Genomic DNA, 21,898 nt, shown 5'->3' with positions numbered 1-21,898 from the left:
CATTCCTTGATCCGCTCCTCCACTCGCGCGCCGGTTCCCTCACTCCTCCGTTCCGGGGTCGCGGTGGGGGTGGACGCCGTGCCAGGACGCCTGGACGAGTGCCCGTTCGGTGGCCGTGAGGTGGACCGCCGCGGCGAGCCACGCCCAGGCGTACCGGTCGCCGCCGGGGTCGACCAGGCGGCCGAACACGTCGCGGGTGCGGCGGTCGGCCTCCTCGGTGAGCGCGGCGACGAGGTCCGCGGAGGTCTCGAAGCCCGCGCGGCGGAGCGGGGCCCGCTGGGCGAGGGAGTCACCCCCGCGAGCGGACTCGGCGACCGCCCGCCGCCCGCCGGAGACGGCCAGCTCGACGAGGCGGCGCGCCCGCCACAGGGGCGAGCCCGCCACGGGGTCCGCGTCGGCCTCGGCCACCTCCCGCCAGGGCGGGCAGGCGTCGCGGGACGGGAGGTGGGAACCCTGCAGACGGTCGTACCCGAGGTCGGCGCGATCCAGCCACTCGGCGGGCAGGCGCAGCGTGGGCCCGGCACCAGGAACCGGCCCGACCGCGAGCGGGCGCAGGGTCGCGGCCCGGCCGGGATCCAACCGGCCGATCACCCGTACCCGCAGTCCCGGCCTGGACGCGAGCCGCCGCAGGTTGGCGACATGGGCCAGCTCGGGATGGGAGTCGGCCGGTACGAGCCGGATCAGTGGTCCCCGCGCCCACTCCTCCTCCGGTCCGGGAGGGGCCGGTTCGGAGGGAGGGGCGACACCGGAGGGCCCGGGTGACACGAGAAGCGGACCCGATCCAGTGCCACCCGATCCGGTACCGCCTGATCCAGCACTCTCCGATCCGGCACCGCCCGATCCACCGTGATCCGACCCGGGAAGATCCGGCCCAGCCTGGCTCGATCCGGCGCGGTCTTCCTGTGTGGGGGGTGGGAGTTCGCGGGCGAGCAGCCGGTCCCCCTCGGCGCCGACGATCACCAGGTCGCATCCGACGATCGGCTGTTCCGCTCCCCCGGCGTCCTGCGGGTCGCTCCACGAGGCCCCGGAGAACGTCGCGTCGGCCGTCGCGGCGAGCGGCCGGGCGAACAGGGCCGCCAGCGGTCCCTCCGACCAGGACAGTCCCGCGACGGGGTTGGCTCGCACACCTCGGCCCGCGCCGAGGCGTCCGTCCGGGGAGATCGTCGCGCCGGAGATCAGCAACCCTCCACGGGCCAGCTGGGCGTGGTTGAGAGCCGCGGCACCGAGGGCGACCGTGGCGGTGGCGGCGCCCCGGGCACGGGCCGACCCCCCGGGCCTGACGTCGGCGACGGAGAACCGGCCGCCGTCCTCGGCGACGAGATGAGTGACCACCCCGCCGTAGCCGGTGGCGCTGATCACCGGTTCCCTGCAGACCCCGTACACCTTCAGCCCCTCGCCCTGCCGGTAGGCGCGGCGTGCGGTTCCCACCAGGGCGGGATCGGGGTCGGCCGCCGCGAGCCTGCCCGCGGTCAGCAGGAGCTCCCGGAGCGCGGAGACCAGGTCGGCGAGGCGGTGGCCGTCATGGCGCGCGCGAGCGGCCCGCAGCTCGCGGACGACGCGCAGGGCGGCGGCCTCGGCCCTGTGCAGGCCCGCCACCCGGGCCGTGTGGGCCGCGCGGAGCAGCTCGGCCTGGGGTACCGCTCCGGCACCGGGCACTCCGCCCACGAGCACCCCGGCCGCGGCGTCCCACAGCCCGGCCGCGGCGGCCACCTGCCCGGCGTTGGGCCCGGAACCCGGGACGGACTTCGAGCCCGAGCCGGAACCGGACACCGGGACAGAACCGGACACTAGGACAGAACCGGAGCCCGGGGAGGCGCCCGCGTCCGTACTCGTACTCGTCCCAGCCTCCCCCGCCGGGTCAGCGACCGGAGTCGCCCTCCCCCCGGAGCCCGGAACGCGAGCCGCCTCCGAATCCGTACCCGAATCCACACCCGCGGACGGGTCCGCGACCGGGCAGGCGCTGAGGACGGCCGCGCGGTGCAGGCAGCGGGGTGCGAGCAGGCAGCTGCACCGGGCCGCGCCGGGGTCGGCGATCGTGCCCGACGGACCCGGCGTCAGGGTGACCTCCGCGTCCTCCCCCCAGCTGACGGAGACATTCTGACCGTCGACGGCGACCGGAAGCCCGGCGCACCGCTCGATCGCCGCGTCGAGCTTCTTGCGCAGCCGGGACGTGAGGTCCTCCACGGCCGAGGCGACCACGTGCGGCTCCACCGGCGGCAGGTGTCCTGCCGGGGAGGCGGTGGAGGCTGGGGGGTTCAACGGGTTTCTCCTCGGAGACGGTCGCCCACCCAGCGGGCGAGGGCGAGCGGGCTGAGTGCGGCGACGGGCATCCCGGCCGCGACGAGCTGCTGTGCGACGGGCACCGAGTAGCGTGGGGCTCCGCTGTCGTCCAGGGCGGCGCACCCCAGCAGGTGCACGCCGGAGGAGACGAGGGAGCGGACCTCGCCGAGAAGCCCTCCGAGCGGGTAGCCCTCCTCGAAGTCGCTGACCACCACGACGAGCGTGCGGCTCGGCACGGTGACCAGGGAGCGCGCGTGGGCGAGCCCGGCGGCGATGTGCGTACCGCCGCCGACCCGCACGTCGAGCAGCAGGGACAGCGGGTCGGCGACCCGGTCCGTCAGGTCGATCACACTGGTGGAGAAGGCCAGGAAGTGGGTGGAGAGCGTGGGAACGCCTCCCAGGACGGCCGCCGTCAGCGCGGACCAGATCACCGAGGCCTCCATCGAGCCCGACACGTCGACCACGAAGATCAGCCGCCAGTCGGCCTCGTTGCGTACCCGGGTGGTGAAGACCGGCCGTTCCGGCACGACGAGGAGCCTGCCGTCGCCGGTCCGGCGCGTGTGCGCCAGGTTGGCCCTGAGGGTGGCGGGCAGGTTGAGCCGTCCTCCGGGGCGGCGGGTGGGACGCGGCGTCGCCAGGCCGGTCAGCGCGGGGCGCAGCCGGGTGGCGAGCTCCTTGGCCAGCTCGGCGACCAGGCGGCGGACCAGCGGCCTCAGCCGGGAGAGCCGCTGCTCGGGCAGCCCGCCCGCGAGGGACAGGACGGAGGTCAGCAGGTCGATCGACGGGCGTACCGAGTCGGGGTCGAGCTCGGCCAGCACGTCGGTCCGCCCGGCACCGGCCGCGTCGGCCAGCACCTCCTCCCGCACCTCCGTTCCGAACAGAGCGTCGAGCTCCTCGGCCCACTCGCGGGCGGAGGGGAAGGAGGCGCCCTGCCCGCCGCCGTCGCCTCCGCCGCCCGGTCCGTGCCCGAAGTCGCCCGCTCCCTCTCCCCGGCCCGTCCCGTACAACTCGTCCAGGGCGTACGCGTAGCGTCTGGCGTCGGCGGGCAGCCGCTCGGTCTCCCTTCCGAGGAGCAGGCGCCACCGGTCGGCCGGGGCGAGCCGCCGCGGAACGGCCTCCCCTCCCGGTACGGCCGAAGGCTCGGGCCCGCCCGCCTCCCCCGGGGGTACGACGGGAGAGTCCGGTTCCCCGACGCGCGGGACGGGAAGCCGCAGGGTGGTCAGGGCGGCCAGCCCGGCGGCGTCCGCGGCGGCCCAGAGCGCCAGGAGCTCGGGCGGGGCGCTCAGCGCCAGGTCGATCCGGTCGCCGAGACGGTCGGTCACGACCCGCAGCAGCCGGTCGCGCGCTGCCGGGGTGAGGGTGTCGAAGCCACCGCGCAGCGCGGGAAGGCGGGCGAGGAAACCCTGGTCGGTGAGGGTGTCGACGCGGTCGAGCAGCGGGTCGAGGGCCGCCGGGGCCGACTGCAGGAGCGGTCCCGCGGCGACCAGCAGGCCGGTGAGCAGGCGGGACAGGCGGTGGCGCCCCTCCGGCCCGGTGGCGGTGTCGACCCATCCGGCGGCTCGGGCTCCGAGGGTGTCCGGGGCGTCCAGGTCGAGCAGGACGCGGGCCGCGAGCGCGGCCCCCTGGACGAGCGGGGAGCCGGTACGCGCGAGGGTGTCCAGCGCGTCGTCGAGGCCCAGGCCGAGCCGGTGCTCGGCGGAACGGGTGACGAGCGCGATCAGAGCGGCGGCGTCCTCGGGCCGGTCACTGCCTGCCAGGCCGGGCAGCGACCGTACGGCCGCCTCCAGCAGGGTGCCCGCCAGCTCCGCCGCCCGGTCGCGGCTCTCCGGCGTGGTGCCGGGGAGGTGTTCGCGGCGCAGCGCCTCCAGCAGGTCGAGGGCCTGGAGCAGGTCGGGCAGTCCCGCGGTGGCGGGAAGCACGGAGGCGGCGTCCTCGATGCGGTCGGCGACCAGGTCCCGCAGGTCGCAGGCGGCCGCGGCGCGCAGTCCCGTGAGGATCAGCTCGCAGGTGGGGCCGCCCTCGGCGGACTCTCTGCGGAAGGTCTCGCGCAGCGTCCCCTCGGCGGCCAGGGCCGCGGTGACGCCACGTACGCCCGCCAGGTCCAGCAGCGCGGCGGCCGAGGGCGTCCACGAGAGCAGCCACTTGGTGGTGAGGGCGGCCCCGTCGCCCGTACCCGTCACCTCGGTCGGCTGGCCGTAGCCGGTGCCGCACACCAGCAGGCGTTGCAGCAGGATCTCGCGGCGACGGTCCAGGTTCGAACGGAGCGGGTCGAGGCGGACCTCGCGGGAGCCGGGATCGCCGGGGTGGGGCAGCCGCAGCTCCGCGAGTTCGGTCTCGACCGCCGGGCCCAGCCCGGAGCCGGGGGTGCCCGGCGCGGTCCTGCCGCGCTCGGTGCCGACGAGGACCGTTTCGAGGGCGCGGGCGAGCGCCCGGCCGCGCCCCAGGGGTTCGCCCTGGCCGAGCACGGTCGTCACCGCCTCAAGCAGCTCGCCGCGCCCCGGTGCGGGCAGCCCGCGCAGACCGGCCAGGTCACCGGCGAGCCGCAGCGTCTCCACGGCCTCGCCGGTACCCGCGGTGTGCCCGGCGGCGCGCAGCTCACGACAGATCTCGGTGATCGTACGGGCGGCGGCGTCCCTGATCCTCCCGGGGTCGCCGCCCGCGGTGAGGACCGCCTGCTGCCAGCGCGGATCACGGATGCCCGCCGGGTATCCGGACCTGGAGTCGAGCAGGTCGAAGGCGTACGGGACGAGTGACGTGGCGGGCGAGGGACCCCCGGCGCCCGGTACGACGGCGGTGCCACGTGCCGGGGCGCCTCTGTCGGAGGGGGCTTGCCCCGGAGCGGTCCGGCCGGGGGCGGTACGGACGGGGGTGGCCGGAGTGGCGGAGGCGGAATCCGCCTCGGGAGTGGCCGGAACCGGGGAGGCCGGATCGCGGGTGACCAGGGCGGGGGCGTGGAAGGCACCGATCACCGCGGCGACCCGCCGCCCGCCGACGGCCGCCCCGGCGAGCACCTCGCGCATGTGCGCCTCGCGGGCCAGGTCGCAGGGCGACACTCCCCCGGAGGCCTTCGCGTCCTGGCGCAGCGCCCAGCCCACGCCCAGTGCCGCGCGGCGTACCGCCTCGGGCGGGCAGCCGGGGGCGAGCACCTCGACGGCGCGATCCCACATGTCGTCCCCGTCCCTGCCCGTGGCGGAGGCGGCGAGGCCGTCGGCGAAGGCCCTGGACGGCGGTGTCGCCGTGCCGGACCCGGCCGGATCGCCCTCCGACCAGGCGGGGTCGGAGAGCGGGAGGTCGCAGCAGAGCACCTCGGCCCCGCGTTCGCGCGCCCAGCGGATGGCGGCCAGCTCGGGCGAGAAGTCGGCGAAGGGGTAGAAGCCGAGCCGCCCGTCCCCGCCCGTACCGGCGAGGGCGACCGGCGCGAGGGTGGCCGGATCCGCCAGATGGACCAGCCACGGCTGGAAGTCGGAGGGCAGCTCGACGCAGACCACCTCGGCTCCGGCGGCGTCGAGCAGCGCCGGGACGGCCGCCGCCAGCGCTGGGCTGTGGTGGCGCACGCCGAGCAGGTAGGGCCGCCCGTCGCCACCCGTCCCCGCGAGCACCTCCACCGCCCCCCGCGGATCGGCCCCGACGCTCCCGCCGTGAGCGTCCTCTCCGGAAAGACCAGAATCACGATCGGCCATCACCCGGACGTCATCGTCCTGAGCACTCGTGTTCCCCGTGCCGGGAGTGCTCGCCTGTCGATCGTTCGTCAACGCAGGTTCTCCCGCAGGTCCCAGAGGCGACGCCACATAGCGGAGCCGTCCTCGGCGCGGCGTCGCACCGGGCCGTCCCAGTAGCCGAGCAGCCGCGCGTGGTCGGCCGGGTCGTCCTTGCGGACCACGCCGAGCAGGTGACCGGGTACCAGGTCGAGGACGTCCCCGCCGGGCAGGTAGGCCGCCGCCACCCCGAGGGAGGCCGCCACCTGCACCGCCTCGGCCGTGGACATCACGGTTCCCGGGCGCTCGACGTCCCAGCCCTCGGCCGAGCGGCCGGAGCGGAGGTCGCGGAACACGGTGACCAGCGCGTCCAGCACGGCGTCGTCGACACTGAAGGCGGCACCGGCCCGCCGCACCACGGCGGTGGCCTGGCCGCGTACCAGGGCGGCCTCGGCGACGGGATCGGCGATGGGGACGACGGTCTCGAAGTTGAACCGGCGCTTGAGCGCCGCCGACATCTCCGAGACACCCCGGTCGCGCAGGTTGGCCGTGGCGATCACGGTGAAACCGGGGGTGGCGGACGTCAGGGCGTCGGGCGTTCCCGCGAGCTCGGGCACGCTGAGGCGCCGGTCGGACAGGATCGACACCAGGGCGTCCTGCACCTCGGGCAGGCAGCGGGTGATCTCCTCGATCCGGACGACCCGCCCGGCCCGCATGGCGGCCAGCACCGGGGAGTCGACCAGCGCCTGGCGGCTCGGCCCCTGGGCGAGGAGCAGGGCGTAGTTCCAGCCGTAGCGGAAGGCGTCCTCGGTGGTACCGGCGGTGCCCTGCACGGTGAGCGCGCTCGTGCCGCAGACGGCGGCGGCGAGGAGTTCGGAGAGCATCGACTTGGCGGTACCCGGCTCGCCGACCAGCAGCAGGCCGCGCTCACCGGCGAGGGTGACCACGCAGCGTTCCACCAGGGAGCGCTCACCGACGAACTTGGGGGTGATGGCGAGCCGGGCGGGCGGCACGGCACCACCGTCGCCGTCGCCCTTCGCCTGCCGGGATCCGGGCAGTTCGAGAGTCTCGCCTCCGCTGCCGCAGACGAAGGTGACGACCGCGCGCGGGGTCAGCGCCCAGCCGGGCGGGCGAGGGCCGTCGTCGTGGGCGGCGAGGAAGGCGAGTTCGGTGGCGTGCTGTTCCTCGGCCGGCAGCGTACGCCGGTTGGGAAGGGCCACGGGGGCCACCGGTTCGGTCATGGTCATCGGGGAGATCTTTCTGTTCGGAGGGATGCCCGATCCGGCCGGGGCGTGCGCGACGAGCCCGCGCCCCGGCCGATCGGGCCTGGTGAAAGCGGATGTTCTCCAAGCGGGTGTTCTCCAACGGGGACGGCCCGCGCCCATGGAAGTCCGTGCCCATGAAGGTCCGTGCCCATGGAGGTCCGTGCCCACGGGACGCGAGACCCGCCGTGCGAGCCCCGCGCCCACGGGGAACAAGGCCCGCGTCCGCGAGAAGCGAGCCCCGTAGCCACAGGACACGAGGCCCGCACCCGCGAGGGGCGGCCCCGTACCCACGGAACGCGAGACCCGTACCCACCGGGAACAAGACCCGCGAAGAGCGAGCCCTGTACCTACGGGGAACAAGACCTGCCGTGCGAGCCCCGTACCCACCGGGAACGAGGCCCGCGAAAAACGAGCCCCGTACCCACGGGGAACAAGACCCGCGAAAAGCGGGGCCCGCGTCAGCGGCGTTTGCCGCGCCGTACGCGGAGCTCCTCGAAGCGGGGAACGTCGCCGTCGCGGACCCGTTGCCACGCCCTGGCGTAGAGGTCGGCGGCGGGCTCGGCGGGGACGAGCACCCCGAGCACCGCGCTCTCCCCGCTGACCAGGTCGAGCAGGGGGAACTTCCACCGTTCGAGCGGGGCGTTCGGAGCCTTGAGCTCGGCCCAGGCCCCCGGCAGGAAGAGCGAGCGGCCCGCCCGGGTGCGGCTCGCCTCGACGACCAGGTCGGTGGCGGCCAGCTCGGCGCGGGCCGCCTTGAACCGGGCGGGCTTCCAGCCGGTCCACCGGGTGACGTTCTTGTCGGTGGGATCCGGCATCGCGAGCAGCGCCAGGTAGAGTGCCGCGGCGTCCCGGCCCAGCCCGTACTCCTCCGCGACCTGGGAGAGCAGCGCGGGCACGGAGCGGGAGGGGTCCTGCGGCCACCAGGTGCCGTCGGCCGCGCGCTCCCCAGCCCCGGGGTCTCCGGGGTCGGCGAGGAGCGCCTCGAAACGCGGGTCGCGGGCGGTGCGCAGCGCCAGCTCGGCGGGGAAGGGCCGCTCGGGATCGCCGGTCAGGGCGCGCAGGGCCGGTAGGTAGGGGTCGCTCCCCGCCGCGTCGAGCAGGGCGACGCGCAGCCCCGGGGCGGGCCGGTCGTCATGGGTGGACATGATCACGGCACCGTAGCGCTCCCAGCCCTCGGCGACCTCGGCGGGGGCTCCGGCGACCTTGCGGAACGCGGGGAGGTCGACGTACTCGCCCAGGTCGAGCATCAGGCCGGGATGGGCGAGCCGCTCCCTGACCGAGGCGAGCACGGCGGGCAGCGCGGCCCGTACGGGATCGCCGGAGGGCAGCCGGTGGGCGAGCCACGCGGTCAGCGCGATCGTGGAGAGCAGCGTGGACTGGGTGAATCCGGTCTCGACGTCGTCGGCAGGGGCGACGCGGTCGCCCTTCACCCGCCAGCTCAGGTCGTTGCCGAACTCCGGCGCCGAGGCCGGGTCGAGCAGGGCGGGCAGCGCCCGGCTCGGCTCCCACCAGGCGCGGACCGCGCGGGTCGCCTCACCGACGAGCCACTCGGGGACGGCGGCCCGTCGTCCCACCCGGGCGTTCCACACCTGTGCGGCGGCGGCGACGTCGGGCCCCTCGGTCCACAGCTCCGCCGGGCGCTCGGGCAGCAGCGCGCCGACGACCTCCCGCCGGATGTCGGCGTTCAACCGGCGCAGCTCGTCCTTGGCCACGGCGGCGTCGGCCGCCTTCACCCCGAGGGCCGCCCGCAGGTCACCGGGCAGGAAGCCGCGCTCGTAGCTGTCCACGTACGGCAACCCCGCGACGACCAGCCGTGCCGTCGTCTCGGTCACCCCGGTGAGCCGCGCGAACTCCTCCGCGCTCTCCGGCCGCCAGGGCGCGGGCCCGCGTCCGGCGAGCTCGGTGAGGAACTCCCCGAGCCAGCCCGCGTGCCTGGCCTCGCCGATCGGGCCCGAGGACCGCACGGTGTAGGGGTGGGGTACGTCGAAGCGGCCCGCCGGGTCGTGGAAGAGCGCGCTGAAGAGGTAGCCGCCGCTGTCGGAGTCGACGTTCAGGAACGCGATGAGGGCGCCGTCCTCCAGCGGGAGCAGGTTGCGCCAGCGGTTACCGGATCGTTTGTTCCGCGCGTTGTCGACCCAGGCCCCGTCGAGGCGCAGGAGGAAACGGCGCCACGAGGACGGTTCCGCCGAGGAGCCCAGCCCGAGCGCCTCGAACTCGGAGAGCAGCTCGCGCAGGGCACCCGCCTGCTCGGGATCGAACGCCGACGCCGCGCGGAAGGCGAGCGCGGCCGACCGGTCGAGCAGCGGCTCCCACTCGGTGGAGAGGGACGCCAGCCTCGGCCCTTCCACGTGGACGCGGAGGGTCCGGCCCGAGGGCGTCCGCTTCTCGCGGCCGATCGTCCGGAGCTGCTGGAAGATGCCGTGGGACGTCTCGCGGCGTCCCCAGTAGGAGGTTTCGGCACCGAGGCCGTTGAGTGCGTCGGCGAGCAGCTGGTCGGAGGGGCCTTCCGGCGCTCCTTCCTCCTCCTCGCCCGTGAGAGCGGCGGCGAGCCTCGCCGCCGCCGCGTCCAGGGTGGCCCGCTGGGCGGCGGCGAACGCGACCACCCCGGCGATCCCGGCGATCAGCGCGTCATGGGTGACCTGCGGCAGCAGGGAGCGGACCAGGTCGCGCAGCTCCTCCCGCGCCGATCGCGGAGGCTGCCCGGAGTGCCCGCCACCGGCGGACCCGGCGGATTCTGTGGACTCGACGGAGAGGGCCGCCTTCAGCAGGGCCGCCGCCGTCTCCCCGTCGATCCGGCGCAGCGCCGACGAGCCCTCCGGGTCGCGGGGCCGCATGCGGTGCCAGTGACGAGTCGGCGGCAGTAGGGCGGTGCCTTCCGCGAAGACTCCCGGCCCGCCGTGCAGCGAGGCCGTCGCGACGACGACGCCCTCCGGGTCGACGAGCTTGACCTCCCGGTAGGCGTGAACGACGGCGCGCGGCCGGTCGCCGCCGGGGAAGACCACCGCACGCGACGGACGGCCGTGCCCGTCGGGGCCGCCGCGCACAGTGACGGTGTGCCCGGCGAGGTCCTCACCGCGTAGCGATCCGTCGGGCAGCTCGACCACCCGCCAGCCGACCAGGCCGTCCGTCTGGGCACCGGCCGGGGTGGCCTCACCGGAGAGGGCGGGCAGCACCCAGCCGCCACGGAAGGTGCTGCCCGGCGGTGCCGAGCGCAGCGCGTCGGCGAGGAAGCCGGGCATGCTCAGCCTGCCGTCCGCCATGCCCACCGGGTCGTACTCGCGCCAGCCCTCGACGTCGGCGTCCCAGGTCCAGAACGAGGTCCCGTCACCGATCAGGCGACGCTTGCGGGGCACCACGGTGTCGCCCGGATGCAGTACACCGGCACCCGTGGTCCGGCCGCCGCCGGGCAGCGGCAGGGTGACCGTGTCGGAGCCCAGCCTCCACCAGCTGATCTCCCCCTCCATCGGGAGGATCGTCCCGGCGGAGGAGTGCCAGTATCCGCGCAACCCGTCACCATGGGTGCCCCAGTAGACGAGCAGCTCGCCGTCGACGTGATGGAAGCCGGGGTCGCCCCAGACGCCGTCCGGCGCGGGGCGCAGGTCGTGGACGAGCACGGTGCCCTCGGGGCCGATGACCCTGGCCCGGGAGGGGCCGGAGACGATCAGGTTCGGCCAGGCGTCGGCGGTCTCGATCTCGTCCAGGTCCTTCGGCCCGACGAGGTCGGCGACCGCCTCCTCCCAGTCCGGCCAGCCCAGCTCGTCGAGGAGCCCGCCGCGCAGCGTCCTGGCCAGCTCGGCGGCGAGGTCGGCCCGTACCGCCTCGGCGACCTCCTCCCCGGCGAGGACCAGCGCCTCGCCGGGCAGCCAGGTCAGCCGGCTGAGGGCGTCGGGCAGCTGCGGCAGCCCGGCGACGGCCGAGCGCCGGGCGACCGCGGCCACCCACTCCGCCAGCATCGTCCGGCCACCGGGCGAGGCCGCCAGGAGGCGTACGGCCCGGTGTCCGTCGGTGTCGTCGCTGAACGAATCGGCGGCGCGGTGGAACGCGGGCCGGAACCGGAGGTCGGCGGCGAGCGCGAGCAGGTCGCGCCTCTCCTCCCCGCGCGCCCAGGGCTCCAGCAGCAGGCGCGCGTCGTCGTCCGGGTCGGCGACCGGGATGTCCAGTGACAGCAGGAGGTCGACCAGGTCGGGCTCCTGCTTGAACGACACCGTCGCGCCCGTCGCGGCGAGCTCGGCGCGCAGCCGTCCCGCCACGCGCTCGATCAGCGCGTACAGGCCGGGCAGTCGCGGATTTCCCCGCCAGCCGACGTTCCAGATGGCCAGGAACCGCTCAAGCCAGCCCGCCGTGCCGTCGGCGGGACGTTCGCCCTCGGGCACCTCGGCCTCTCCCAGGCCCTCGGCGGCGCCCGACTCCTCCAGGATCTCCAGCCAGAGGGCGGGCATGTCGTCGTCGCCGTTGGCGGGCATCGTGTTCAGCAGCGTCCCGCGGAAGGCGGGCTCTCGCCGGGCGAGGCTCACCAGGGCCTGGCGGTGTGCCTTCCACCAGCCCAGCGCCGCCCCGGAGGTGGCGGGCAGGGCGAGCAGGTCCATGAGGTACGACTGCTCCTCGACGTCCGCGTCGCGCCCGGCGGCCCTGGCCAGGCGGCGCAGCTCGACGGCCATCTGCGCGGACGGCGACAGCCCGCCCGCCGTACGGCGCACGCACAGCCGGTGGATCCTGCGCAGGGCCTCGTCCGCGGGCACCCGGCCCGCCAGCTCCTTGGCGTACACGGACAGGGCCTTCACCGGCAGGGCTCCGGCGAGCGCGAACTCCAGGAACACCGCGTCGAGCCGGTCCTCGTCGACCGGGAGGCCGTGCTCGGTCTCCGCCTTGCGCGCCTGGACGAACAGCTGTGCCGCGTAGGTGGCGTTCTCCACCGAGAGGAACACCCTGCCCGCCTGTTCGAGGAACGTCGGCAGGAAGTGCGGGACGGCCCCGGCCAGCTGGGTGGCGAGCCGCTGGTAGGCGTCGAGGGCGGCCTTCGGCTTGGACTTCGCCTGCCGGCCCGCGCGGTCCAGCTCCGGCACCAGGGCGAGCGCGTGGTGGCCGTCTTCCGGGTGGTGCACGAGCACCCACTCGGGGAACCCGAGCGAACGCCGCAGGCCCACCCCGACGACGACCGGTTCGCCGTCCGGCTCCAGCCCGAGGAAGCCCGCCGCGGCGTCCTCCGCCGCGCCCAGTTCCTCGGCGACCAGGCGGACCACCACCCGGTCCTCCAGCCCGGGGTGCCGGTAGGCGCGCGCGGTCAGCGGCACCGCCCGCTCGCCGCCGTCCGTGCCCGGCGGGAGGACCGCCCCGGCCTCCAGCAGCTCCCGCGCCTCGGTCTCCCGCCCCTGCCCTTTTTCGGAGGACGGGTCGTACGCCCCCGCTTCGTTGCCCGCTCCGGGCAGTTCGTGCGTCCCCGCTGACGACGTGGCGCCGCTCACGCGTTCGTTCCTTCCTCGACGTTGCGGCCGGCGTACAGCGCCGCGGCCATGCGCATTCCCTCGGACCAGGCCACCGGGCCGACCTCCCGCAGGGGGAGGCGCCTGCCGTCCTGGCCGTTCCAGGTCAGGTTTCCGGTCTCGGTGTCACCGTCCCAGTACGGCTCTCCGATCCACACCGACGCCTCGACGCTCCGCCCGGCGTCGCGCACCGCGCAGGTGGCGTAGCCGCCGGACACGCGGTGGCCGAGCGAGGTCGCGCGGGCGGCGAGGCCGAACCGGGAGGCGAACTTTCCGCCGGAGAACTCCGTCACCTCGGTGGCCTTCTCCGCGAACTCGGCCGGTTTGACCCAGGTCGCCCGGTGGATCTGCTCGACGCGCTGGGTCACGCCCAGCTCCGCGGCGAACTCCCGCAGGTCGTCCAGGTCGGGGAGCAGCACCGGGTGGGGCAGCGTCACGGTCTCCGGGGACATCCGGACGGTCTCGCCGTCCAGGTCCACCGTCCGCAGCTCGCCGGACCCGGTGACGTCGCGAAGGAAGCCCGCCTCGCCGTCGCCGACCACCACGAGGTCGCGCAGCACCGACCGCCACGCCTCGTCCGGCCACAGCCGGGCGACCAGCCCGGTGGGCACGGGCAGGGACGACACCATCCAGGCGTCCACCCGTGCCACACAGGTGGCCTCGTGCCGGTCGAGCCACTCGGCCAGGCGGCGCAGCCGCTCGGCCTCGGGGTGCTCGCGCACCTGTTTGGGCAGCGATTTCAGCTGTCGTCCCGCCGCCCGGCCCGCGGTGGCCCTCGCCGCCACCCGGCCCTCCACCAGAGCGACCTCGTACCCGTCGCCCGCCGCCAACCAGCCCAAAGGGTCCCGCCTTTCACCATGGAAGGAATGCCGACGCCCACGGGGATTTCGTCACCCGCGACCGTGATGCGCGGAACGCTAACGCCCCGGACCGACAAACCTGTACTCGGCGTCGCGCGGCTCCCCCGGCACGGCGCAGAAACACCACAAAGCGCCACAAAAAACGCCGCAAGCCGCACAGCGGGCAGCGGGCAGCGGGCAGCGGGCAGCGGGCAGCGGGCAGCGGGCAGCGGGCAGCGGGCAGCGGGCAGCGGGCAGCGGGCAGCGGGCAGATAGGACGCGACAGGCAGTGGGCGGAGACGACACGGAGAGCGGCGGGCAGGGAGGACGCGACGGGTAGCGGGCGGAGACGACGCGGCGGGCGACGGGCCTACGTCGTCCGCCGCGCGTCTCTGGCCCGGTCGTGACGCGCGCGGGCCTCCATGACCGCGGGCATCTCGCCTTCCAGCCATTCGATGAGGTCGAGCAGGCGCCGGGCGGCCTGGGCGCCGAGCGGCGTGAGGCTGTACTCGACCTTCGGGGGAATGGTCGGCTCGGCCTCGCGGTGGACCAGGCCGTCGCGCTCCAGAGCCTGCAGCGTCTGGGCGAGCATCTTCTCGCTGACCCCGTCGACCCGGCGGCGCAGGGCGTTGAAGCGGTAGGTCCCCTCCTGGAGCGCGACCATGACCAGGATGCCCCAGCGGCCGGTGATGTGCTCCATCGTCTCGCGCGAGACACATCCGCGCGCGAAGACGTCGAAGGTGAGCTGGCTGAACTCGTCCAGCGGGGCCGCGGCCTGGTCGTCCATCCGCCCACTCTACTTTCTCGTCGCACCACACAAAAGAAAGTACTAACTTTTAGTTGGCACTATCTATTAGTTAGTACTAACCTGACGGCACCCCCCTTCGAGCTTCGAGCGAGGAGAAACGAAATGATCGTTGTCACCGGTGCCACCGGTCAGCTCGGCCGCCTGGTGGTGGACGGCCTGCTGGAGAGCGTGCCCGCGGACCGTGTCGTGGCGGCCGTACGGAATCCCGGCAAGGCCGCCGACCTGGCCGCACGCGGCGTCAGGATCAAGGAGGCCGACTACGAACGGCCGGAGACACTCAAGGGGGTCTTCGCCCCGGGCGACACGGTCCTGTTCATCTCCGGCGACGCCGTCGGGAGGCGCCTTGGCCAGCACCGCGCCGTGGTGGACGCGGCCAGGGCGGCCGAGGTCGCCCGCATCGTCTACACCAGCGTGCTGCACGCCGACACCACGCCCCTGGCACTGGCCGTCGACCACCGGGGCACCGAGGAGCACATCCGCGCCTCCGGGATCCCGTTCACCTTCCTGCGCAACGGCTTCTACACCGAGGTCTACGCGACCTCCGTCCTCCAGGGCGTCGAGCACGGCGTGATTCTCGGCGCCGCCGGTGACGGCCGCGTCGCCAGCGCCTCCCGGGCCGACTTCGCGGCCGCCGCCGTCGCCGTACTCACCGACAAGAACAACGGCAACGGCAGCGTCGGCGGCGGCACGATCCACGAGCTCTCCGGCGACACCGCGTGGAGCCTGCCCGAGCTGGCCGCCGAGGCGTCGGCGGCCTCCGGCAGGCCCGTCGTCTACCGGAACCTCCCGCACGCCGACTTCCGCCGGGCCCTGATCGACGCGGGCCTGCCGGAACCGGTGGCGACCATGTACGCCGACATCGACCTCGACATCGACCAGGGAGCCCTGTCGCCCACCCCGGGCGAGCTCAGCGCCCTCATCGGCCGTCCCACCACACCGCTGCGCGAGTCGGTGGCCGCCATCCTGAAGGAGGCGTGACCGCTCACGACAAAGCAGCCGTCCTGACGCGGGCGTGACCGCTCACGACGAATTCGAGCAGCTCACGCAGGGGTCCTGGCCGGTTCCCGTCAACCCGCGACAGGAGTCCGGTCCCCGAATCGGCCTACTCGTTCGACATGAGATCGGCCCTTACCGCTGAGCCGGTTCCCGCTTAGGGTCGGCCCATGCATCACCAGAAGAGCGCCACCGGGGAACCCCGGGAGGACGCCGGGGAGCCCCAGGGGGACGACGAGGAAACCCAAGGGAACGCCGGAGAGACGCGAGGGGACGGCCGGGAGAGCCCGGAGGGTGATGGGACACCCCGAGGAGACGGCGGGGAGGTCCAGGGAGGCGATGAAACACCCCGAAAAGACAGCGGGAAAGTCCAGGGGAACGGCGAAGAACCTCAGGGGGATGACGGAGAGATCCGGGGGGACGCCGGAGGGACCCGAGAAGACCGCGCCCGTATTCTGAACCGTCCGACGGTCCTGCTGCTGGCCGCCTCCCTCGGCGCCCTCGGTAGCTTCTACCTGCTGGCGCCCGCCGTCCCCCTGTACGCGGCCACGTCCGGTGCGGGCGGGGTGGGCGCGGGCCTGTCGACCGGCGCCATGATGCTGGGGACCGTGCTGACGGAGTTCGCGGCGCCCGGCCTGCTGCGCGCGTACGGCTACCGGGCGGTCATGGGACTGGGCCTGCTCCTGCTCGGGGCACCCGCCCTCCTGCTGCCCGCGTCGGCGTCGATGCCCCCGGTGCTGGGGATCTGCCTGGCGCGGGGCGCCGGGCTCGGGCTCGTGGTGGTGGCCGGTGCGGCCCTGATGGCCGAACTGGTGCCCGCCGACCGTCGCGGCGAGGGGCTGGGACTGTACGGGGTGGCCGTCGGGGTTCCCTCCATCGCGTGCCTGCCGCTGGGGCTCTGGCTGAGCGAGCACGTCGGCTACGAGCCCGTCTTCGTCACCGGGGCGGCACTGTCACTGCTCGCACTGGCCGCCGTACCCGGCCTGCCCTCCCGACGAGCGCGAACCGAACAGCACGACGAGTACCGAAGCGAGACCCACAACGAAAGCCGGAACGGGACCCACGACAGAAACCAAAGCAAGACCCACAACGAAAGCCGAAACGGAAACCGGACCGGAATCCCCAACGAAAGTCGGAACGGGAACCAGAGCGGGACCCCCGACGAAAGCCGAAACAGGAACCAGAACAGAACCCTCGACGAAACCCGGAACGGGAACCAGAGCGGGACCCTCGACAAGAACCGGAACGAGACTCGTAGCGGGAAACGACACGGGATCCTTGGCATCCTCCGCGACGGCGGGATCGCCAGGCCCGCCCTCGTCTTCGCCATGGTGACACCGGCGGCCGGTGTCCTGCTGACCTTCCTCCCGCTGGCCGCGCCGGAGCGGTCGCGCGATCTGGTCGCGGTGGCCCTGTTCACGCAGTCCTGCGCCGCGCCGCTCGCGCGCTGGGCGGCGGGCCGGTACGGTGACCGCCACGGCCCCGCCCGTCTGCTGGTCCCCGCCGTCCTGGCAGCCGCTCTCGGCACTGCGGCACTCTTCTGGGTGGACAACCCCCTCGCGATGATCGTCGGCATGGGGCTGTTCGGCGTGGGGTACGGCATGGCCCAGAACGTGACCCTGGCGCTGATGTTCGAGCGCGCCCCCGAATCCTCCTTCGGCCAGGTGAGCGCGATGTGGAACCTCGCCTACGACGCCGGGCTCGGCGTCGGCGCGGTCGGGTTCGGGCTCCTGGCCGGGGCGGTGGGCTACCCGGCGGGGTTCGCCGTCACCGCCGCCGTGCTGTTCGCCGCGCTCGCTCCCGCCCTGTACGACTACGACCGGACGGGACGCACTCCGTCAAAAGCGGCGGAAGGCGCGGGCCGGAGGTCGTGAACCCGGACGATCAGCTGGGTGGCGAGCGCCCTGGGAATCGACACCTCGTCCTTCAGGCTGACCTCGACGTTGTGCTCGCCCGTGTGAAGCGCTCCGTGACGCGGGCCGGGAGTGAACATATCGGCCAGTACGGCGACGGGTTCGGCGCGGGCGACGGTGCCCACGGCCTGGGAGACGCGAAGCTGAGGACAGGTGGCCAGCGCCTCCGGGATACAGGTCCAACACGTTGGCGGAGCGCTGGTGAGACCCCCGGTGGGGTCCTCGGGGATCTCACGGAACGCGCTGTCGGTCATGATCCAGGGGATACGGCCGGTGTCGGGGTCGGTCGCGGCCTGCCCGCAGACCTGGCACAGCAGCTTCTCCATGCACCGCCACTGGCGCAGGGTGTTGAGCTTGCGCCACTGCGGTGCTCCACGCTGGTTGTTCAGCACCCGGACCCGCAACACCCCGCCGACCCGGTCGCCCCGGCGTTCGTCGTCGTAGGCCAGCCGCAACCCACCCAGCGGGCGCCGCACGAACCTCAAAGGCTGCGGCGCGACCTCGTCGGCATGCGCGATGACGTAGGGGACCCGAAGCTGTGTCGGCACAACGCCGCTCATCTTCTCCCTCCATCCGGTACGAGCGACCACACCACCCGCACGGCCAGCCATCCCAGCTCAAGCTCTCGAAACGCCGTGCCGCCCACCCCGGCCACCTCGTCGCAGGAGCGCGCCTCGCCGTCCGGCCTCACGCGACCTCCTTCGGCAGCGCGGCGAGGATCAGATCCACCACCGCGAGCGGCTGATCGGCGTTCACCAGCTGGGTCGTGATCCCCACCGAAGGCAGCGAGACCACGAAACAGCCGGACCGCTCCCCCACGGTCACACTCGCCACCTCCCAGCCGTCGCGACTGTGCGCGATCAGCTCGAACCGATCTTCCCGAGGAAACGGAAGCGGCCGATGACCACGAAGGCGAAGCCCTACGTAGTGAATGATCGACGTACGCACACCCCGCGCATGGACCAGCCGTGCGAGGTCCCGCAACCCCTCGGGAAGCCCTTGCCCGTCAGGGCTGGCGGTCTCATCGCCCTCGCGCCCCCCGGCACGGGCCTCTGTCACTGTCTGTCCGGATGCCATGACTCAGACGGTAGAAGCGAATGCTTTCACGGCTAGAAAAGTTGTCCAAGTTTGCCGTCTACTCGGAGGGCAAAGCCTCGATCGCTTGAAGGATCAGTGCCTTCGCGGGCTCACCGATGGCGCCCATGGAGAACAGACGCTCCCACGCCGACACGTACATGGCGACTTCCTCGGGCTGCGTGATCGTCAGATAGCCCGACACCAACTCCACGTTCGTCTGGGCGAAGTCGGTCATTGTGAACGATTCCTCGGGCCACACGCCCCACCCGGTGACGGTGCGGTCGGCGGTGCGGGGAATGATCGCGATCAGTACCGACGGCATCAGCATCACCGACAACAGATGCCGTAGTTGCTCGGCGTGGACGCTGGGTCTCGTGGTTCGGTACCACAGCACGCTCTCTTCGAGGAGGAACACGAAGCGGGCGTCGGTTCGATGTAGCACACGGCGGCGTGTCATCCGCTCCGCCACCGCCCCCGTGATGTCGTTCACTTCGACGGCCTGCTCGTGTCGTACGGCCTCCAGTGCGGCCGTCGTGTATCCCTCCGTCTGGAGAAGGCCAGGGATGACCTTGTTTGAGTACGCGCGCATCAGGCGCACACGCTCGTATCGCTCCCTGACCGACTCCTGCGCCCCCTTGAGCCCGCGCCGGTTGAGCTGCTGGTAGCTGACCCACATACCGGCCACCGCGCGGAGCTCGGCCAGCAGTTCCTCCGTACGCCCAGGTGACACACCGCAGACCCGGCACCATGTGCGTAGGTCTTCGGGCGAGATGGGGCGTGCGGCATGCTCAATCTTGGAGACCTTGGAAACCCCATGCCAGCCCGCCAGATCGGCCAGCTTGCGGCCGGTGAGGTCCGCGTCCTCGCGAATCTCGCGAAGCTGGTCGGCGAGACGTTGCCGTGCGGCTTGAGCGCTGGAGGAGGACGAAGGCGATGACGACATGGTGAAGTTCTACGTACCGATCTGAACTATTGCGGCTGATACTCCTCGTGCGGGGTCGCCCGTTCCCAGATCTGCTCGAACATGGCGATACACCGAGTGACCACGTCCGGGTCGTTGGTGAACTGGTCCGCTTCTGTGTCCACGCCCGCACCAGAGTTGAAATTGAAGCAGACCACCCGCCCGTCGAACATCCAGAAGTCCGTACCAGGCAGTACCAGATCGAACGCTCGGCGGCGCGGCAGCCATCGCACCTCCTCACCGGCCCTCGTGTTCTCGTCGGTGATCATGTGCTCCCAGCGGATGTAGTCGCTGATGGGCTCGGATACTACGCGTGCTCGCCGTATCCGCACTCCGCGCCCCACAGCCTCTCGAACCGTGTCCGTCCATCCGCTTCTGTCGTAGCGGCCCGAGCCACCGGCCAGGAAGTCCTGGAACGCCGGATGGTTGGGATCGTAGGTGTCACGCGTCTCCAGGTGGACGGCCGAATGCCGAACCCCGCGAATCATGTCTCTGATCGACGTCGGCCCGTGCCCTACTCGGCCTTCCTTGAAAGTGCCCGCGATGGCCTCAGCGATGATCGGCTTCATTCTGCCGGGGTGCCACACCACTACCTCGTCCGCCCCTATGGGGCTGTGCGCAGCGATCTTGGCCAGCAGTACCGGATCGGTGACCAGCTTCCCCTGAAAGAAGATCTTGTCCGCCTCGTCATCGACGAATACGGCACAACACTTGTCGTCCGGCGAGTTGGGATCCATGCCTACGAAGTGGAATGCCATGCGGTGCTCCTCGCTTCCAGGTTGCCCGATGTTGTCCCCAACCAGGGAGCCTGAACGCAGGTCGCGACACAGTCAAGGGACTTGGGCAAAGCGAGGCCATCAAGGGTCAACACCGGCGCCGACAAATGCCCCGAACAACCCAAAACGACAAGAAGTCCCAGGCCATCGGCTATTGCCGTGACCTGGGACCTCATGTCTGACCAGGTCAAGCCTGGTGCACTAGGAAGGCATCACGTAGTCGGAGTAGCTCCAGACCGGCTCGCGGTCACGTGTCCCAGGTGACCGGGAGGCTCTTCACCCCGTAGATGTCCGCTGTCTCCGGGCGCAGGGCGACCTCTTCGGCCGGTACGGCGAGGCGCAGCGTGGGGAAGCGGTTGAGCAGGGCGGGGAGCGCGACGCGCATCTCGACGCGGGCCAGTTGCTGGCCCAGGCACTGGTGGATGCCGTGCCCGAAGGCCAGGTGCCCGCCCTCCTGCCTGCCCAGGTCGAGCGCGTGGGGGTCGGTGAAACGCTCGGGGTCGCGGTTGGCGGTGGCGTACGACAGGATGACCGTCGTACCGGCCTCGATGGTCTGGCCGCCCAGCTCGACGTCCTCCAGCGCGACCCTCGCGAGCTGCTTGATGATGGTCAGATACCGCAGCAGCTCCTCCACGGCCCCGTCGGTGAGTCCGGGGTCGGCGCGCAGCGCGGCCAGCTGCGCAGGGTTGCTCAGCAGGGCGAAGGTGCCCAGCGCCAGCATGTTGGCGGTGGTGTCGAACCCGGCCGACAGCAGGACCAGGGCCATGCCCTTCAGCTCCTCATCGGTGAGGTCGCTGTCGAGCAGGTCGCTGAGCACGTCGTCGGTGGGGTTCGCGCGCTTGGCGGCCACCAGTTCGGCGAGGTACCCCTGGGTGGCGGTGTAGGCCGCGATCAGTTCCTCGTCGCTGACCTCCCCGCCGAGGAACTTGTCGATGTGCTCCTGGAAGGAGCCCCGGTCCTCGTACGGCACGCCCAGCAGCTCGCAGATGATGACGGAGGGGATGGGCTTGGCGAACGCGGTCACCAGGTCCGCACGCGGCCCGGCCTGTTCCATCGCGTCCAGGTGTTCGGCGGTGACCTGCTCGACGCGCTCGGTGAGCAGGCGCATCCGCCGGACGGTGAATTTGCCCACCAGCGGTTTCCGGTAGCGGCCGTGCCGTGGCTCGTCCATGAGCAGGAACTCGCCGGGTGGCGCCGGGGGGATCTCGATGTCGCCGTAGTCGATGGTCGGGTGGTGGCGCATGAGTTCCCTGCGCGAGCTGAACCGCGAGTCGGCCAGGACCGCCCGGGCCAGGTCGTAGCCGGTGATCAGCCAGCCCTGGTGCCCGTCGGGGAAGGGGAGGCGGCTGATCGGGCCGTGCTCGCGGGCCTGGATCAGCTCTTTGGGCGGGTCGAAGGGGCAGCCGGGCTGACGCGCGGTCGGCATCGTCTCGACGGTGTGGAGGGATTCACTCATGATTTTTCCTTGTTTCACGATGGTTACGTGTCTCGTCGCTCGAAAAGCGCGCTGAACGACGGCGAAAGGCCGGAGGCATGCTGGCGCGGGACGACATCGACGACATCGACGCCCTCACGGTGAGAGCGCTCATCGGGACAATGGGAATGTCCGGTCCGGCCCGTGGTTCGCCGGTGAGTACGATCTACGGTGCCGCGCTCGGCGGCGTTCTCACCCACATGAGCATCGATCATGGGCGCCGATCAGCGGCTGCCGCATGTGCTTCGGGTGGGGCACTCAGGGTGCTGTTCTTCGTCGTGGCGACCGCGCCGCGATCTGACTGACCGCCCGTCCGCCACGCTGACCCGGGCCGATC

The 21,898-nt window shown here is 72.8% G+C and carries 15 protein-coding genes; 3 read left to right on the top strand and 12 right to left on the bottom strand.

What is annotated here, in order from left to right:
* Window positions 1–39 precede the first annotated feature (39 nt).
* From ACW9TB_RS32080 to ACW9TB_RS32055, 6 genes are all read right to left on the bottom strand, one after another.
* Window positions 40–2,259, bottom strand: a complete 2,220-nt coding sequence (locus ACW9TB_RS32080) for a hypothetical protein (RefSeq protein ID WP_472751845.1) — start codon at window positions 2,257–2,259, stop codon at window positions 40–42.
* On the bottom strand, window positions 2,256–5,885 hold the full coding sequence (locus ACW9TB_RS32075; RefSeq protein WP_472751844.1) for a vWA domain-containing protein: 3,630 nt from the start codon (window positions 5,883–5,885) through the stop codon (window positions 2,256–2,258). The genes ACW9TB_RS32080 and ACW9TB_RS32075 overlap by 4 nt, the downstream gene beginning before the upstream one ends.
* Before the next feature lie 143 nt (window positions 5,886–6,028).
* A complete protein-coding gene (locus tag ACW9TB_RS32070) occupies window positions 6,029–7,222 on the bottom strand; it encodes an ATP-binding protein (protein ID WP_472751843.1) in 1,194 nt (397 codons plus the stop codon).
* Between the two features lie 476 nt (window positions 7,223–7,698).
* A complete protein-coding gene (locus ACW9TB_RS32065; protein ID WP_472751842.1) occupies window positions 7,699–12,702 on the bottom strand; it encodes a DNA-binding protein in 5,004 nt (1,667 codons plus the stop codon).
* The gene (locus tag ACW9TB_RS32060; protein ID WP_472751841.1) at window positions 12,699–13,559 is read right to left on the bottom strand and encodes a DUF4132 domain-containing protein; all 861 of its coding nucleotides are present in this window, start codon (window positions 13,557–13,559) and stop codon (window positions 12,699–12,701) included. The genes ACW9TB_RS32065 and ACW9TB_RS32060 overlap by 4 nt, the downstream gene beginning before the upstream one ends.
* A gap of 370 nt (window positions 13,560–13,929) precedes the next feature.
* Entirely contained in the window at window positions 13,930–14,346 is a 417-nt protein-coding gene (locus ACW9TB_RS32055) for a winged helix-turn-helix transcriptional regulator (protein WP_472751840.1), read from the bottom strand.
* 123 nt (window positions 14,347–14,469) lie between these two features.
* Here ACW9TB_RS32055 and ACW9TB_RS32050 point away from each other — a divergent pair, with 123 nt between their 5' ends.
* Both ACW9TB_RS32050 and ACW9TB_RS32045 read left to right on the top strand, forming a co-directional pair.
* Window positions 14,470–15,345 carry an NAD(P)H-binding protein gene (locus ACW9TB_RS32050; protein ID WP_472751839.1) on the top strand — a complete coding sequence of 292 codons (876 nt, stop codon included), beginning with the start codon at window positions 14,470–14,472 and terminating at the stop codon, window positions 15,343–15,345.
* Window positions 15,346–15,530: 185 nt separating this feature from the next.
* On the top strand, window positions 15,531–17,234 hold the full coding sequence (locus tag ACW9TB_RS32045) for an MFS transporter (protein WP_472751838.1): 1,704 nt from the start codon (window positions 15,531–15,533) through the stop codon (window positions 17,232–17,234).
* Here the strand turns inward: ACW9TB_RS32045 and ACW9TB_RS32040 are convergent.
* The 6 genes from ACW9TB_RS32040 to ACW9TB_RS32015 form a co-directional block, all read right to left on the bottom strand.
* The gene (locus ACW9TB_RS32040) at window positions 17,174–17,833 is read right to left on the bottom strand and encodes a hypothetical protein (RefSeq protein WP_472751837.1); all 660 of its coding nucleotides are present in this window, start codon (window positions 17,831–17,833) and stop codon (window positions 17,174–17,176) included. The genes ACW9TB_RS32045 and ACW9TB_RS32040 overlap by 61 nt on opposite strands.
* Complete coding sequence (locus ACW9TB_RS32035; RefSeq protein ID WP_472751836.1) at window positions 17,830–17,964, bottom strand: hypothetical protein; 135 nt, start codon at window positions 17,962–17,964, stop codon at window positions 17,830–17,832. Before ACW9TB_RS32035 ends, ACW9TB_RS32040 begins: the two co-directional genes overlap by 4 nt.
* Window positions 17,961–18,350, bottom strand: a complete 390-nt coding sequence (locus ACW9TB_RS32030; protein WP_472751835.1) for a hypothetical protein — start codon at window positions 18,348–18,350, stop codon at window positions 17,961–17,963. The genes ACW9TB_RS32035 and ACW9TB_RS32030 overlap by 4 nt, the downstream gene beginning before the upstream one ends.
* Window positions 18,351–18,408: 58 nt before the next feature.
* Window positions 18,409–19,293, bottom strand: a complete 885-nt coding sequence (locus tag ACW9TB_RS32025) for a helix-turn-helix domain-containing protein (RefSeq protein ID WP_472751834.1) — start codon at window positions 19,291–19,293, stop codon at window positions 18,409–18,411.
* A 26-nt stretch (window positions 19,294–19,319) separates the two neighbouring features.
* Entirely contained in the window at window positions 19,320–20,069 is a 750-nt protein-coding gene (locus ACW9TB_RS32020; protein WP_472751833.1) for a DUF6879 family protein, read from the bottom strand.
* A 265-nt stretch (window positions 20,070–20,334) separates the two neighbouring features.
* Window positions 20,335–21,543: a cytochrome P450 gene (locus tag ACW9TB_RS32015; RefSeq protein ID WP_472751832.1), complete on the bottom strand. Its 1,209-nt coding sequence runs from the start codon at window positions 21,541–21,543 to the stop codon at window positions 20,335–20,337.
* 77 nt (window positions 21,544–21,620) lie between these two features.
* On the opposite strand from ACW9TB_RS32015, the gene ACW9TB_RS32010 reads away from it, so the two are divergent.
* Window positions 21,621–21,866 (top strand): hypothetical protein, encoded by a 246-nt coding sequence (locus tag ACW9TB_RS32010; protein WP_472751831.1) that lies wholly within the window; start codon window positions 21,621–21,623, stop codon window positions 21,864–21,866.
* Window positions 21,867–21,898: the final 32 nt, after the last annotated feature.

Source organism: Streptosporangium sp. H13245 (assembly GCF_055690525.1).
Note: the sequence above shows the minus strand (reverse complement) of the source record. Positions and strands in the feature narration are given on the sequence as shown.